This is a genomic window from Hyphomonas jannaschiana VP2 (assembly GCF_000685215.1).
Classification (GTDB): Bacteria; Pseudomonadota; Alphaproteobacteria; order Caulobacterales; family Hyphomonadaceae; genus Hyphomonas; species Hyphomonas jannaschiana.
This window is the reverse complement of the sequence record NZ_ARYJ01000003.1, coordinates 231,249-247,088: the sequence shown is the minus strand read 5'-3', so window position 1 is coordinate 247,088 and position 15,840 is coordinate 231,249. Positions and strand designations below refer to the sequence as shown.

At 58.6% G+C, this 15,840-nt stretch carries 12 protein-coding genes; 3 read left to right on the top strand and 9 right to left on the bottom strand.

The features are described 5' to 3' along the window. Nucleotides 1-4 precede the first annotated feature (4 nt). Together HJA_RS05915 and HJA_RS05910 are read right to left on the bottom strand one after the other, a co-directional pair. Complete coding sequence (locus tag HJA_RS05915) at nt 5-1,096, bottom strand: DUF2817 domain-containing protein (protein WP_081814560.1); 1,092 nt, start codon at nt 1,094-1,096, stop codon at nt 5-7. Nucleotides 1,097-1,145: 49 nt separating this feature from the next. Continuing rightward, nucleotides 1,146-2,744 carry an amidohydrolase gene (locus HJA_RS05910; RefSeq protein ID WP_035579431.1) on the bottom strand — a complete coding sequence of 533 codons (1,599 nt, stop codon included), beginning with the start codon at nt 2,742-2,744 and terminating at the stop codon, nt 1,146-1,148. A gap of 107 nt (nt 2,745-2,851) precedes the next feature. Between HJA_RS05910 and HJA_RS05905 the strand changes: the two genes are divergently transcribed. Further along, nucleotides 2,852-4,210, top strand: a complete 1,359-nt coding sequence (locus tag HJA_RS05905) for an MFS transporter (RefSeq protein WP_035579429.1) — start codon at nt 2,852-2,854, stop codon at nt 4,208-4,210. Here the strand turns inward: HJA_RS05905 and HJA_RS17910 are convergent, their stop codons facing one another. The 7 genes from HJA_RS17910 to HJA_RS05870 all read right to left on the bottom strand — a co-directional run bounded on the left by HJA_RS17910 (nt 4,211) and on the right by HJA_RS05870 (nt 14,077). Beyond that, nucleotides 4,211-4,801 carry a TetR/AcrR family transcriptional regulator gene (locus tag HJA_RS17910; protein WP_051597412.1) on the bottom strand — a complete coding sequence of 197 codons (591 nt, stop codon included), beginning with the start codon at nt 4,799-4,801 and terminating at the stop codon, nt 4,211-4,213. Nucleotides 4,802-5,015: 214 nt separating this feature from the next. Then, entirely contained in the window at nt 5,016-6,536 is a 1,521-nt protein-coding gene (locus tag HJA_RS05895) for a UxaA family hydrolase (protein WP_206741679.1), read from the bottom strand. Between the two features lie 45 nt (nt 6,537-6,581). Beyond that, nucleotides 6,582-7,832 (bottom strand): lipase family protein, encoded by a 1,251-nt coding sequence (locus tag HJA_RS05890; RefSeq protein WP_035579426.1) that lies wholly within the window; start codon nt 7,830-7,832, stop codon nt 6,582-6,584. Nucleotides 7,833-7,884: 52 nt separating this feature from the next. Then, nucleotides 7,885-9,354, bottom strand: coding sequence for a Na+/H+ antiporter NhaC (gene nhaC / locus HJA_RS05885; RefSeq protein WP_051597410.1), 1,470 nt, complete (start codon nt 9,352-9,354; stop codon nt 7,885-7,887). Nucleotides 9,355-9,475: 121 nt separating this feature from the next. Continuing rightward, a complete protein-coding gene (locus HJA_RS05880; protein WP_035579425.1) occupies nt 9,476-11,698 on the bottom strand; it encodes a TonB-dependent receptor in 2,223 nt (740 codons plus the stop codon). Between the two features lie 209 nt (nt 11,699-11,907). Then, a complete protein-coding gene (locus tag HJA_RS05875; RefSeq protein ID WP_081814557.1) occupies nt 11,908-12,969 on the bottom strand; it encodes an alpha/beta hydrolase in 1,062 nt (353 codons plus the stop codon). A gap of 58 nt (nt 12,970-13,027) precedes the next feature. Further along, on the bottom strand, nt 13,028-14,077 hold the full coding sequence (locus HJA_RS05870) for a threonine/serine dehydratase (protein ID WP_081814556.1): 1,050 nt from the start codon (nt 14,075-14,077) through the stop codon (nt 13,028-13,030). A 78-nt stretch (nt 14,078-14,155) separates the two neighbouring features. Here HJA_RS05870 and HJA_RS05865 point away from each other — a divergent pair, with 78 nt between their 5' ends. Continuing rightward, the gene (locus HJA_RS05865) at nt 14,156-14,803 is read left to right on the top strand and encodes a helix-turn-helix transcriptional regulator (RefSeq protein ID WP_051597408.1); all 648 of its coding nucleotides are present in this window, start codon (nt 14,156-14,158) and stop codon (nt 14,801-14,803) included. Continuing rightward, the gene (locus HJA_RS05860) at nt 14,800-15,756 is read left to right on the top strand and encodes an ornithine cyclodeaminase family protein (RefSeq protein ID WP_051597407.1); all 957 of its coding nucleotides are present in this window, start codon (nt 14,800-14,802) and stop codon (nt 15,754-15,756) included. Before HJA_RS05865 ends, HJA_RS05860 begins: the two co-directional genes overlap by 4 nt. Nucleotides 15,757-15,840 lie beyond the last annotated feature (84 nt).

Genomic DNA, 15,840 nt, shown 5'->3' with positions numbered 1-15,840 from the left:
GATCTTATGCCTCTTCCCTTTGAAGTTCTGCCAGACCGCCGAGCGCCTGGCTGAAAACCTGTTCACCCCGCGTCAGAACTGCGTCTCGCCACGTGTCGCTGTCCGGATAAAATGCGCTCATGACGCGCCCTTTGATCTCTGCCCCAAGCGCGCTGTTCACATCCCCATGATGCACCAGCCAGTTGTCTTCGATCATTGCCCGCAACACGATTTCCGGCGGCTCCGTGCCATATTCCAGCGTCATTGGGATGACCCAGGCCTTATCCAGCTGCTGTTCCAATCCGCCATTCAGATAGCCGCCCAGGATCGTGTCAGCCTGGCTGACAGGGCGCGGCGTCACCAACATGTCACCGAACCATTCGGTGGTGACTTTCTTGTGGGGCTCGTCCGGATTGGCGGCCATCATAAGCGCGCCGTAGCCGGACGGTCCGAGGCCTGTATGCACATCGATCTGAACAACGATGTTCGCCTGACCGAGTAAGTCCTGCCAGATGGCTTCGATTGTGCGGCGCGACCAGACAGGCGCGGCGCCACCATACTGAACGCCCTGCGGGAACTCGTACTGACCGCCCGAAATGGCCTTCATGAAACTCAGGAAATCCATGGAGCGTTGCAGCGCCTGGACCTTCTCCATGATCGCCTCAATCGCGCCGGGCGGCATGTCGACAGGGTTCAGCAAGGCATCGAGATCCCGGTAGGCCTCATTGGCCGGCAAGTCATTCGAGAAGTCGATAAAGTTCCGGTTCAGATCGACATTGTCTTCTGTTACGCGCCGCACATGGGAGAACCCGTGCGGATTGATACCGTGGATCAGAAGAACTGCGACATCGTCCGGCAGGGTCGGCACTTGCTCGACAAACTGGCTCTGGAGCGCAGACCCACAAAGCCCTTCAGCGCCGTGGGTTCCGCTGCAAATGACCAGAACGCGCGATGCCGTTTCAGGCCCCTTCCAGAACGTATCGATGTAGATGGGAAGACCATCCAGTCCCTTGAGAGGGTGCTCATGGCTCGCATGCTGCCAGCCGCCGGCCTTCTCTGTGTGAGCCAAGAGCAGATTCCTGGCGGACCGATAGTCCGATGAAAAATATGAAGACACGTTTCACTCCCTGTATTGAGTCTTTGCCGTGTTGAGCGTCACGCCCCCCTCAGGCACTAAAGAAAGCGCCGCCAATCATGGTGCGGAGGACTTTCAGGTCCGGTATCTGAGAAGCGGGGACAGCCAGCGGGTTCTGATCCAGCATCACGATGTCTGCCGCCTTGCCCACTTCCAGCGTGCCTTTTTCAGCCTCTTCAAACTGGATAAAGGCCGCATTGCGCGTAAACATCGCCAGCGCTTCCTCTGGCGTCAGCCCCTGCTCCGGGTGAAAGCCACCACGATTGACGGCATAGTCCAAAGCCGCGATCACATCCGTTGGTTCAATCGGCGCATCTGACGATCCAGCTACCGGGACGCCTGCATCAAAAAAGTCACGCAACGGATACGCCATGCCCGACCTGCCTGGCCCAAGACGTGCCGGCAGCCAGTCTTTCTCTGACCGGATGAACAGCGGCTGGGTGCAAATTTGCAGACCAAGCTCAGCAATTCGCGCGACGAGATCCTTAGGCGCTATCGAGGCGTGTTCTATACGATGGCGGTGATCCGGCATTGGATGCTCCGTCAGGAGACGCTCGAACAGGCGCACACAGTTCGCGATCCCCTGATCCCCCACCGCGTGAATGCAAACCTGAAATCCCGCCAGATGCGCCGAACACATCCGGCTGTAAATCTCATCCTCGTCCAGCGTCATGTAGCCATGCGTACAGGCCTTGTCGGTGTAAGGCTCGCTCATGCAGGCGGTGCAGGAGCCGAAAGTTCCATCCGCGAATATCTTGAACGCGCGCGTCTTCGCCTTGTTATCCGGTGCATTCAGCGGGCTCTGGATCAGGGCATTAATCCCGTCCAGGGTCTTGCCAATGACAATGGCATAGATCGACTGCGGAATATTTTCCCGCAGTGCCTGAACCACCATGCTCTCCATACTGGCGGAGGCGCCACCGGGGCCTTCTTCATCGCTCTGAAGCATCGCACCGATGGAGGTGATTCCATTGCGCGCCAGCGTGTCGAACAGACCCTGGCTCGCTTCAATCATACGGGCGGGCGACGGTGTCGGCATGTGCGCGAGTGGTAGGCCAACGGCCTTTTCGTTGAAGACGCCGCTGAGCGTTCCGTCGGCATAGTAACTGATTTCGCCCCCTTCGGGGCTTTGCGTCTCCGGCCCGATGCCTGCGCCCTCAAGAAGGCATGTGTTCGCCACGACGCAATGGCCGTCGCGCGCATAGATCAGCACCGGCCGGCCAGGAAAGAGCGCATCCAGCTCATACCGCGTAAGCTGTTCGCCCTGCGGCAATCTTTTGCTTTCGAACTGCACACCGACGACCCATTCGGACCTGTCCACGCGTTCCGCGTGCTGCAGCAAGCGGTGGCTGATGTCAGACATATCCGTTGCACCGTCGAGGTCGGCGCTCATCGCGAAGAAGATCATCGGCAAAGGATGGAGATGAGCGTCAATAAAACCCGGAAGGATCGCCGCCCCGGCAAGATCGATATCGATTGGTTGAATCTCGCGACTGGCGGCCCATTGGCGGCCTGCCTCCAGTCCACCCACAAAACCGATCCGTCCGCCCTCCGTCACGAGGCATTCCGGAACGTCCCCGTCCTTCGCCATCGTCACAATAGAGCCGTTGTGAAAAAGATAGGCCTCCACGACTCGTCCCTCGCATTACCCACGCCTGCGTCTGCAGAAAGAGATGACAGGTGCGTCGGAAGATGTCTATAGTAAATACTATACGAGCCGCAAAAAGTGAGACATGCATGACAAACCTGACGACGGAAAGCAGACGCGGATTACCGCTTTCGGGAGTCTGGTGGGCCAGCTTCGACTGGGCACGAAGCCCGTTCTACTATGTCGTCATCATCTATGTGTTCACGACCTATTTTGCCGAGACCGTGATCGGCGATAGCGCCAGGGGTCAGGCGATTGTCAGCACGACCGTTACGATCGGTGGCCTGATCATGGCGCTCATCGCGCCACTGCTCGGAGGATACATGGACAGAGGCGGTGCCAAGAAGCCCGTGCTTTTCTTCCTGATGCTTGTCCTTGCAATATCGAGTGCTGCCCTGGTCTTCGTCATTCCCGGGGCGTTCTATTCTGTCCCGCTTGGCATGACGCTGCTCGTGATCGCAGGATGCTCCTATTCCGTATCGGAACTCATTCACAATGCCCTGTTGCCGGCGGCGGGAAACAACCGCCAGATCCCTCTCATATCGGGGCTCGGGCTTTCCATGGGCAGTCTGGCAGCCGTCGTGGTGCTGCTTCTGGTGATTCATCTCGTCGACACCCCACCATTCGGATTGGAAACGCACGACATCGCACGCGGCTCAGGCCTGATCTGCGCGATATGGATGCTGGTGTTCCTGATCCCGTTCTGGCTGGGCATGCCCGATCTTTTCCGCGAAGGCGCGACCTGGAAAGGCGCCCGCCGCCTTCCGGAATCCTGGTCACCGCTGCGCAACACGCGCCAGCTGTTCCGGGACTATCCGGCCATCATGCGCTTCCTGATGGCCCGCATGATCTTCATGGACGGACTGACAGCCCTGTTCGCAATCGGCGCGGTTTACGTCGCCGGCACGCTGGGATGGTCACAAGGCCAGACGGCACTGATGGGCGTTGTCGCAACCGTCTCGGCGGTCGCCGGCGGGTTCATGGGCGGCCTTCTGGACCGGTCTTTCGGTCCGCGAAATGCCATTCTCATCGAGCTGTTCTCGATCACGGCGATTTTCTGTTTTCAGATCAGCATCTCGCAGGACGCCCTGCTCTTTGGCCTGCTCAGCGCACCTGCAGCCGCCACAGGCTGGGAGATCATGCCGCGCAGCATAGATGTGATCTATCTCGCAACGATCATCCCGCTCAGCGCCTTCATCATCGGGGCGTACAGTTCATGCCGCTCGCTGCTGGTCTTTCTCAGCCCACCCGACAAGCTTGGCCAATTCTTCGGAATTTACGCCATGATCAGCACGGTAACAGTGTGGATCGGCCCGGCACTGGTGGCATCGGTAACGTTCGCAACACATAGTCAGAAACTGGGCTTCAGCAGTCTCATCATCCTGTTTCTGGCAGGCAGTCTGATCATGCTCAGCGTCCGCGGCCCTGAACGGTCGGGCATCTCCTGATCAGAACAGGTCGTAGATCTTCACCAATCCGTCAGCCGTATAAGACAATATGGCGTCCTGATTTTTGAAGTTCGTTTCGAACAGCATCTCAATGGCCGCATAGCTAAGCTCGAGAGCCAGACGGGCGCGGACAACCAGGTCGTCGAAATTGTCCGACAGGCCCTGCCCCTTCAGGTATTCCGCTATGAGAATGGACATGTCCGCGTGCGACTCCAGGCGCACATCGCGAAGCTCAGGGATGGCGCGGAGTGAGACAAGCAGGGCATAGCCGCCGCGAAACGCGCGCGTCATATTGAAGGACTCGCGCAGCGTGCGCAGGGAAGCGGCGTGAAGGTCCGCTTCCCTGGTGATCCGCAGGCCGGTATCGGCCCGTAACGCTTCGCTCTGCGCCAGCATCATGCGGGTGCCAAGTTCACGCAGCAGGGCGTGCTTGTTCTGGAAATAGTGATAGAAAGAGGGCGGCGTCACACCCGCGCGCTCGACAATCGCGTTGGAATTCAACGCCTCGAGCCCGGACTCGGCCATGATGTCCTGCGCCGCGAGCAATAGCCGCTCGCGTGTCGAGATAATCGGCGTCGTCGTTTCTTTCATCGCATCGACCTACGGACAGTATGTTGCACAACCGGATTGGCGCTGTCTTGTCGATCAGCGCCCGGTTCGGCAAGCATAAAGTTCCTCAGCCACCTTTGCGAGGCGTCACAAAGCCACCGGCATGAAGCGGAAAATCGACAGGGCGGCGCTCGAAATGAAGCCCCGGACAACGGGACGGCATCGTTTATGGATGTGATGCTGCACGGATGCGCACCTAAAGCATCACACCCATATCCCAGGGAGCAAATTCCTCGTCCCCATACCCCAAACGTTCGCTCGCGGTCATTTTCCCGGATGCCGTTGCAATGATCTCCTCAAAGATGCGCTCTCCCGCCTCTTCCAGGACCTCCTGCCCGTCCAGTATTGTTCCGCAATTTATGTCCATATCATCCCGCATACGCTCATAAAGCGCTGTATTGCTCGCGAGCTTCAAAGACGGGACAGGCTTGCATCCGAAGGCCGACCCGCGCCCGGTCGTAAAGCACATTATGTTTGCACCACCTGCGACCTGCGCAGTCGCGCCAACCGGATCGAACGCGGGCGCATCCATGAAGACCAGTCCCTTTTCTGCAACGAACTCTGCATACTCATAGACCGCCATCAGATTTGATGTGCCAGACTTGGCAATTGAGCCAAGCGACTTCTCGGCAATGGTCGTCAATCCACCAGCCTTATTTCCGGGCGATGGATTATTGTTTATCTTCATTCCATTCTTGGCGGCGAACTCTTCCCACCACTTAATTCTGCTCACGAATTTTTCTGCCACATCTCGTGAGATCGCTCTCCGCGTGAGAACGTGTTCTGCACCATAGCATTCCGTGGTTTCAGAAAGGATTGCCGTACCGCCATGCGAGACAAGAAGGTCAACAGCCACACCCAATGCGGCATTGACGCTGACACCGGAATATCCATCCGATCCACCACATTGCAATGCAAGCTTTAGTTCACTGACCGGAACCGGCTGTCTACGAACGTTATTTGCCTCTTCAAGGCAGGCCTCAACACGCTCTATGCCCGCACGGATCGTCGCTGCTGTTCCACCTGTTTGCTGGATAACCAGCGCATCTCCTTCCGCACCGCCAAGCACATCATCGAGATTCCCGACCTCACACCCCAGCCCGATCATCAGGACTTTGCTGAAATTGGGATGAGCGGCATATCCCGCAATGCATCTTCGTAAGGATTCAACGCCTTCAACTCTGGCATCGAGTCCGCACCCGCGCTTGTGCGTCAGTGGAACAACGCCATCAATGCCCGGATATTCTGATAGCCGCCCTCTGAAATGGTCAGCGATTGCGCGAGCAACGGTTGCTGAACAGTTCACACTCGACAGAACACCAATGTAGTTCCGGGTGGCTATTCGACCGTCAGCCCGCACAAATCCATTGAAGGTCCTGTGAACTTGCGGCACTGGCGTTGGGCGGACCTCAGCACAATAGTCATAGTCCCGGGCAAAATCGACCATGTCCAGATTGTGGGTGTGAACATGTTCCCCCTGAGCGATCGGCGCTGTTGCCCTTCCGATGAGTGAGTTGTAGCGACGCACCGCCCCACCCTCCGGGATAGCATGACGCGCAATCTTGTGCCCCGGCTGGATCGGATCTCTTGCGAACAACCCCTCCAGGAGTTGTTCCCCTGCAGCAATATCGCGAAGCGCGATGACCACATCATCTGCTTCGTTCAGAAGCAGCGTGAGAGGGGCTTCTGAATCCCAGCCACTTGACTGTTCGTTCATGTTATCTCCCATCTGTAGGATTAAGTCGCGCAGTATCAGACGTGACTAGTCGAGGCTGGCAGGTCGCGCCTTACAGGTTCCCGGCTCCGGCTCCCCCTGCATCAGGCGCCTGACGAACGGGACGGAATCCTTCAGCGACTCATTCACAGCCGTGCTGTGATCGAAGCCTTTGTAGATGTGATGCTGAACCGCTGCGCCGCCTGCGCAGAGCATATCATACATGGCCTCCTGCAATTCAGGCGCGGCATCGATATCCATGTCGCCCGTCCCGAGAAAGATCGGCGTTGTATAGCCAGTCGGCGGAGGAACCAGTGTATCCCTCTGCGCGGCCAGAGCCTTCCAGCCTTCCGGCGTCAGCGTGTCTTTCATCGACAGGTCCGCCATGAGCGTATCGTATTCCAGCGCGTACACGCAGTGGAATTTGGCAAGTTCCAGCACTGGCAGAGCCTTCTCCGTCAGGGTCGTTTCTGGCGAGACCGGCTCAGGAAGCCCATCCAATGCCAGGGCCATATAGAGAAGCACAGCAGAGACCGGATCCGGCTCATCCTCTATCTCCGGCCGCGTCCCCCCGATATCGGCGATCAAAGAAACGTCGATCAATGCGGCGCCTGTCGCCACTGTACCGAGAACGTTGAGATCTGGTGCGTAGTCGCCCGCCAGTGCTGACGCCGTGAGAACCGCAGGCCCGCCCTGAGACTGTCCGACGAAAACGACCTGATTGCTGAAGTCCGTTCCTTCACCAATGATGGCGCGTGCCGCATCAATGATGGAGTAGCCTCCGGATAGCCCGTCGATATAGGGGTGGCGCCCCGGCGTCCCAATTCCCTGATAGTCGGAAGCGACGACTGCAAACCCCTCAGACAACCAACGTGAAATGTAGGCCACATCGCGCCACGACCGCCCGGCCCAGGACGGCGCACAAATATCCGCGATCCCGACTGTACCATGCCCGAAAGAGATAACAGGCCAACCGCCCTCAGGCATATCGCCTTCAGGAACAAACAGTGCGCCAGATACGGTAACAGGTGTCTTATCCACGCCGCTGGCAGAGGAGTACAGGATGCGCTCGGCCTTCGCGGCACCCGGAATCATGAACGGTTCCGGCAGTTTTTCCTGGCGCAGAAGCACGCCTGGCGTGGTTGGGATCTCTTCGTTCAAGACATAGAAGTCTGAAACCCGCCCATCCGTCACATCAAACCTCACAGGCTCAGCTGTTGAACAGCCGGGCGCAATAAAGGCCCCGCCCATCAAGGCAAGCGCAACCAGCGCCTTGCGATACTTATTTCCCGAAAACATGAGGTTACTCCAATGCTATGTATACGTACTTTTCTATCGTGACGGGTCCAGCTCAGATGGCCTTTTGCTGGCCAGGAATCAGGTCCGGTTTGGGCGAGACTGCCCGGCGCCGCAGGGCGATGCCGGATCCGATATAGATGCAGGCCACCAGCGGGCTCGCGATATTGAAGATACAGAATGGCAGATACACCATCGTGCTGACCCCAAGCGTTGCAGCCATGAAGGCGCCGCACGTGTTCCAGGGCACAAGCGGCGATGTCACCGTGCCGAAATCCTCGGCTGTCCTTGACAGCATTTCCGGACGAAATCCCCGCGCGTGAACTTCGTCTGCATACATGCGTGTCGACAGAACAATTGAGAGATACTGATCGGCCGCGACAATGTTGCCGAACAGGGCGGTCGCAGCTACGCCGAAAAAAATGCTCCGGTCTTTCCGCATCAGGCCCAGAACGGACGTCAGGATACGCTGAAGGCAGCCCGTCCGCTCCATCATCCCGCTGAAGAACATAGCAGACAGGATCAGCCAGACGGTCGTCATCATGCTCGCCATACCGCCACGGGACAGCAGCTCATCCGCATCCGCCACGCCTGTATGCGCCTCATAGCCAGTCGCCGCCGTGCGCCAATAGTCGACCATGAGCTGGGGCAAGGACACCTGGTCCCCGCGTTGGAAGGCGAGCCCGAACGCCACGCCCACAATGATCGAAATGACAATTGCCAGCAGAGGTGGTACGCGCGCGATCGCCAGACCGATCAGGATTGCCATGGGCAACAGCAAGGCCCAACTGATCGTAAAGTTACTGCTGAGCGTTCCGGTCAACAGGGCCAGTTGCGCCGTATCAACCTGCTGACCTGCCCGCAGGCTGAGAAAAAGAAAGACGGCCAGCGCGATCAGGAATGCCGGAACCGTCGTCCACAGCATATAGCGCACATGCACGAACAATTCCGCCCCCGCCATGCCGGATGCCAGGTTGGTTGTATCGGAAAGCGGCGACAGCTTGTCACCGAAATACACGCCCGAGATGATCGCCCCGGCAGTGATCGGCAGCGACAGGTCCGATGCCTGCGAAATGCCCATCAGGGCAACACCAATCGTGCCGGCGGTCGTCCAGGCGCTGCCGCTGGACATGGCCACAACCGAACAAAGCACAAGAACTGCAGCGTAAAAAATGGAAGGGTGCAGGATCTCCGATCCATACACGATCAGTGTCGGGATGACACCCGATGCCAGCCAGACACCGATCAGCCCCCCGATTGAAAACAACAGCATGATGGGAATGATGACCATGCTGGAAAACTCAGACACCGCCTTCTCGAGCGTTCCCCAGCCAAGCCCGTTGCTCAACCCCACGATGCCGGCCACCAGACCGGCACACATCAGGACGATCTGAACAGACCCACCGGTCGCCTCATCGCCGAAAGTCATAACAGCGAGAAACAGACCCACGAACAGGACCAGCAAGGGTATGGCGCCTTGCCAGAGCTGAGGGAGATCGCCGCCACGCTTGGTTTCGTTGTGCATAAGAATTCCCAGTGCTCGCCAATCCTCATGGCAGGTTTCACATGCGTCTGATCTCACGCAAGAAAGAAAATGGTCAGGCGGAGCGGGTCACACCCCTCCGCTCCGCCTGACAGGTAGTGACCTAGAAGGACCGCTTCAGGCTTACGCCTACAGTCCGAGGGGTCACGAAGGACTCAGAAGGCGCCCCTGCATACGAGAACGTGTTTGACAGCGTTGCCGCATCTTCCCCAAACACGTTCTTTGCGAATGCAGACACATCCCAGGCATCGGTGCTGAGGCCGATGCGGAGATTGACGAGTACATAGTCGCCGACTTCCTCGTCTTTCGTTATGCCGAACCTTGTATCCAGTTCGTTCGCAGCCACGTTGTCTGTGAACTCTTCAATCAACGTGGATTTGTACGGGCCGACATAGTTCGCGTTGCCGTTGGCATAGACCTGCCAGCCATTCTTGAGCGGACGCTCATAAGACATGGAAACGTTCAGCATGGTTTCAGGTGAAGCCGGGAGGCGTTGTTTCTGGTACTGTGCGTTCCCCTGCAATTCGGTCTTCGTATAAGATCCGTTGACCGACAGTGTGAGGTTTTCGTTGACAGCGACGGAGTATTCCGCCTCGACGCCTTTGCTCGTGGCGTCACCCAGGTTGACGAGCGGCGTATAGGCGCCCCCTGCGAGGGTGAGGAACACAGGGATCTCGGTCCAGTCCGCATAGAAGACTGCGCCGCTGAGATTTGCCCTGCCATCGGCCAGCACAAGCTTGGTGCCTGCTTCATAGTTCCAGAGGGAGTCAGACTTGTACGCCAGGTACTGGTCAACATTCGGGATGTTGATACCAGGCAGGTTCGGCGGGCCGCCATTGAAACCGCCGAGACGGAAGCCCTTGGAAATCTGGAAATAGTAGAGCTGGTCTTCATTCGGCTCGAACCGCAGGTTGACCCGCGGCGTCCAGACCTTCTCGGACTGATTACCCGCTTCACTGTCGACCGTGATATCCTGCTTGTAGTCAGAGTACCGCAGGCCGACATCGAGCCCCCAGGCGCCCGGAAGGTCGATATTGGCTTCACCGAAGCCCGACCATTGCGTCGTCTCATTGGTCCGGTCGATCACCAGGATCGGGCCGAACAGAGCCCCTTCCGTGAACACAGTCTGACGTACGGAGTCTTCGTGCCGGTAATAGGCACCGATGATCCACTGCACCGGGGAGTCTGTTTCGGACGTCAGCCGCAGTTCCTGTGAGAACACCTCACTGTCGACATGGTCGTCGGAGTAAAGGTCATAGTTCGACAGGCCATAGAGCCCCGGAGGTCCGGCAAGCGCGATGACGTTTCCATCGAACAGGCTGGCGTCCTGACGGCCCTGATATTGCGTCTGGTAATAGCCGGAAGCAGAGTCGAGGCGAACTTTTCCAAAGTCGTATCCGACATTGGCGTTGTACAGCGTCAGGTCCGTATCGTCCCGCTCGTCGCCGCGACGACGTTGAGCATTGCCGGCATTTTCATACGGCTCACGCACCCGGCGCCCATCGGCAACCGTGCTCTGTGTGACGGCCTGAAGCAGGATGTCGAGATTGTCCGTCGGCTCCATCTTGAGCGCGATACGTCCGCCTTCAATCGTGCCGCTGCCGACCTTCTGTCCGGTCTCAAGATTCTTGACATAGGCCGCCTCGTCACGCTGGAACAGGCTGCCACGCAGAGCGGCTTTTCCTGCGGCGATCGGAAGGTTTACCGTGCCAACCACGTTCGTGCCGAGATCATCTGCCCCATCGACGGAGCTGACGGTGCCGGAAAGTTCTGCAGAGTAAGTGTCGAGGTCCGGATGCTTGGGGAGCACACGCAGCGTGCCGCCCAGAGACCCGGCGCCATAATATGTTCCTTGCGGACCACGGAGGACCTCAATCCGGTCAATATCAACCGGCTCGACCTCGATTGCCCGAAGCCCCCCATTCAGGGCGACCTCATCGAAATACGTCACAACGGTACCGCCGAGATTGCTGCCGCCCGGTGTGGTTGCGAGCCCGCGAATGATAACGTTGCTGATCCCGATGCCGCCATCAACGAGCGCCACGCCGGGCACTGTCGTCAGATAGTCGCGGTATTCGTTGGCGCCGATCTTTTCCAGCGCGTCGCCGGTCAGCGCCGAGATGGAATACGGCGCGTCGAGAATGTCTTCTTCGCGCTTGCTCGCCGTCACTGTGACGCTTTGCAGGACATATCTCTCATCGGCAGGATTTTCCGTGCTCGAATCTTCCTGTGCCTGCGCGACCTGCGAGGTCGCAATCAGCGCGATTGCCGGCAGCATCGCTGTCGTCAGAAATAGTTTGGTCTTTGACATGTTGAATACTTTCATTGCCACTCTCCCCCTTTTTTGAATCTGGGCTATTTGTTCATTCTTGCGAGCACCTGCACGCGAGGCTCTGAAGCTCTGCTTCACGAAACAATCTTCCTCCTCATTCCGGCGGCCGGTCCGGGAATTTTCCCAATGGACGGCACACATTTCTCGACTGACCTCCCCTGACCGGGGGACCTTTTTCGACGGATTTTCACCCGCTCTTTTTGTTATTCGATGTATTCATCCCAGAAGGCTTCGGAGCGCGCATAAGCGGTGTCCGATTCCGGTGTTCCGGGCAGTAGGGACTGAAAGACGTGGGGCATGCCCTCATAGACATCGAGGACCACATCACCTCCGCCTTTGCTGATCTGCCGATACAGCCTGACAGAGTCGCTGAGAACGATTTCCCGCGTCCCGGCCTGAATCAGAACTGGAGGAAACTCAGCAGTATATATTCCGTAGACGGGAGACACATACGGGTTCGTGAATTCGGATGGGGACGCATATTGTGCAAATCGCGCTCGCGCATAGCCGACATCCAGCGCCGGGTCGAACGCTGCCACCGTCCGGATCGTATCGCCCGCCAGTTTCAGGTCTGTCACCGGAGACTGGAGCAGGATTGCCGCCGGCATCGGCCCGCCTTTGTCTCTCAGTTTCAACATGCTCGCCGCGACAATCGTGCCGCCGGCAGAGTCTCCGAAAATCCCGATCTGATCTGCAGAATTCCCTTCTGCCAGCAACGCCGCATACGCGGAGAGAACCTGATCCGTGATCTCGTCCCACTTGGCATCTGGCGCCCGCGTATAGTCGAGCGAGTAGATCACGCGCCCGGTCTTGGCCGCCATAAGCGCAGCCCCCGACAGCGTCGACCTGGCCGACAGATTGGTAAATCCGCCACCGTGCACATAGATCAGTACGCCGGACTTCGTCGCCCCGCCTTTTGGAACAACTTTCAGGGCGGGCACGCCGCCAAGTTCAATTTCTGAAACATCCGGAGACAGCGTTTCAACAAGCGGCTGTGTGAAGGCCAGCGTGAACTGCTCGACCTGCTCACGATTGGCGGCCCACTCGGCTGGCGTTTTCGGATAATCGGATGATGGCTGCGTCGTGCCGACAAGCGAAAGCAGGGCCGTCATGGCCGTTTTCGCCTCCGGAGACACGCTATCAGCGATCCAGAGCGCGTCAGCCTTTGAGGCCTCCGGGCTTTCTGCCGGTGGGGTAGCGCACGCAGTCATGACGGCCACCGTTGCTGCAGCCAGCCCGATTTGGAACATTCGAGTGATTGGCATGATGAAAGCCTCCCGAGGCCAGCAATATTATTCGTAAACAGAACGTCTCTTGCCTGCGTCACGCTCCGCCTCCCGCGTCAGCGGCCAGGATCGCCTTGAATTTCTCCAGCGCGATATTCTTTCCGCAAAGCACGACCACGGCTGTTTTGCCCGCAAGCCGCGGAGCACATTTTTCAAGTGCCGCCAGAGCCAGAGCTGCCGAGCCTTCGACAATGAGCCCGTCGCCCATGGCGAGATCTTTCATGGAGCGGGCAATTTCCGCTTCACTCACCAGTACAGGTGTGGGGTCGAGTGTGTGTGCCAGGTTGATCGTGATGGCGCCCGGCTCAACGCCGCCCGCCGTGCCATCTGCCAGTGTTGGCGTCTCGTCGAAATCAACCGCCCGCCCGGCGCGCATCGAATGCAGCAGGCTCTGCGCATTCTCAGGCCAGGCGGCAATCACTTCGACATCCGGTGCTTCCTTGCGCAGGACAGCGCCGATGCCCGAGAGCAGACCGCCACCACCAACGGACACCACGACCGCATCGACTTTGCGGCCATCATCAAGGATCTCGGCGACGCAGCCACCCTGTCCGGCGATGACGTCCACATCATTGTAAGGTGACACGTAAACGGCGCCACTTTCAGAAGCCAGCCGGCGCGCCAGAAGCTCGACCGTCAGCGGGTCCGCATCGTGCAGTTCGACTTTCGCCCCCAGCGACCGGATCGCTTCGATCTTCCGGGGTGAAGCATTCTGCGTCGCATGCACTGTAATCGGAATGCCTTCCTCCGACGCCACAGTCGCCAGAGCCAGGCCATGATTGCCCGTCGAAGCCGTCACGATACCAAGCGCTTTCTGGCTGGCCGACATGTTGGAAAGCTTGTTGTAGGCGCCGCGGAACTTGAAAGAGCCCGTCGGCAGGAATTGCTCGCACTTAAGCAACACGCGGCAGCCGAAACGCTGTGACAGGAATTCGCTTTCGACCAATGGGCTGGGCAGCGCGCGATCTCGCAAACGGGCCACCGCGCCGCGAGCAAGAGCGGCCACAACATCAAGAGACAGGGTGTCAGCAGCGGGTGCTGCGCCGCCCTTCCCGCCCTCTGTTTTGTCCTGTTTGGTCGTGGTCATGATTCCGGCTTGCCTCGCTGATGAATTGACGATATTTCTAAATTAGATTTTTTGTCAACCACGATTCAGGAGAGACTTTTGACCGAACTGTCCGACTCCCAGGCATTCACTCCGGGCCTTGAGGCGCATTTTGCAATCGCCGATGGCATTGCCGCCCTGTTCGCGCCTTATGTAGAAGTGGTGATCCATGATCTGGCGACGGAAGAAGTCGCCTATATTTCCAATGATCTATCCCGCCGCGTTGCAGGCGACCCGTCGCAACTCGACGAAATAAGCTTCGACCCGAGCCTTCGCGTCATTGGCCCCTACCAGAAAACGAACTGGGACGGCCGGCGCATGAAATGCATTTCGATCGTCATTCGCGAAAACGATACGCCGATCGGCCTGATGTGCCTGAACGTGGACGTCACCCAGTTTGACCTGGTCCGGCGCGCGCTCGACGGATTTCTGGGCTCTGAGCCGCGCAATGAAGGCGTCCAGGCCCTGTTCGTTCACGACTGGCATGAGAAGATCAACCAGTTCGTGGCGGAATGGTGCGCCACGCGCGATATCCGCATCGAGCAGATCGACAAGGCCTCTCGCCGTGAGCTGATCAGTGCCCTGCGCGATAGCGGCGCGCTGGAACAGCGCCGCGCGTCTGCCTACATCGCCCGCATTCTCGGCGTCAGCCGCGCAACCGTGTACAACGAACTCGCCGCCCTGAAACAAGGCAGCAGCTCGACGTGAGACTCTATAATCGCGAGAATATCCTGCGGGTGGTCAACTCACCTGACATTATCAGCGTCATCGAAAAGGCCTTTCAGAGCTATTCAGACAAAACCGTCCAATCGGGCACCGTCGTGCATCTGGCATTCACAGATCCACCGGGCGACTTTCATATAAAGTCCGCCCATCTGGCCGGAGCGCCGGTGTTTGTGGTGAAGATGGCCAGCAGCTTTTACGAGAACCCGTCCAGAGGCGTGCCCTCCAGCAACGGGATCATGATGGTCTTCGATGCGGCGACAGGGCACCCCGAAGGCGTCCTGCTCGACGAAGGCGCCCTGACTGATATGCGGACCGCCATTGCCGGCGCCGTTGCTGCCCGGCTGATCGCCCCCGCAAACCCAGAGCGCCTAGGCGTCATCGGATCGGGCACGCAGGCCCGGGTCCAAGCAGAATGGATCGCACGCGTTCTCGGCATCCGCGACGTTCAGATCTGGGCGCGCGACATGGAAAAAGCCTCCACACTGGCGACAACGCTCAGCGAAAACGGCCTCTCGGCAACGCCTCAGGCCTCGATGGAAGCCTTGTGCGCGGATTGCGATCTCGTCGTCACAACAACGCCAAGCCGTACCCCGCTCATTACCAAGGCGATGATCCGGCCCGGTCTTCGTGTCGTCGCGATTGGCACAGACACGCCCGGCAAGCAGGAAGTCTCAGATGAAGTCATGGCGGCTGCCGACGCCATACTCGTCGACTCCTTCGACCAATGCTCTGAATACGGCGACACCGCATCGGCCCTGGCCAGAGGCATCGTGGACCGGGAGCGGATACAGGAGATTGGCCAGGCGCTGAACAACGCGTTCTGTTTGAACCTGCCGCCGGAAGCCATCGCCGTGGCAGACCTGACAGGCATCGGCGCCCTCGACGCCGCCATCGCCGAATTTGCCTTTCACCAGCTCACCGCCCGAACAGTCTGATCACAGAGCGCGGGCGCCAGAATAAAGGTATTGTCAGAGGGCTGGTGTCAGACTACTTCGAACCGGTGGTGTCAGACAAACTCG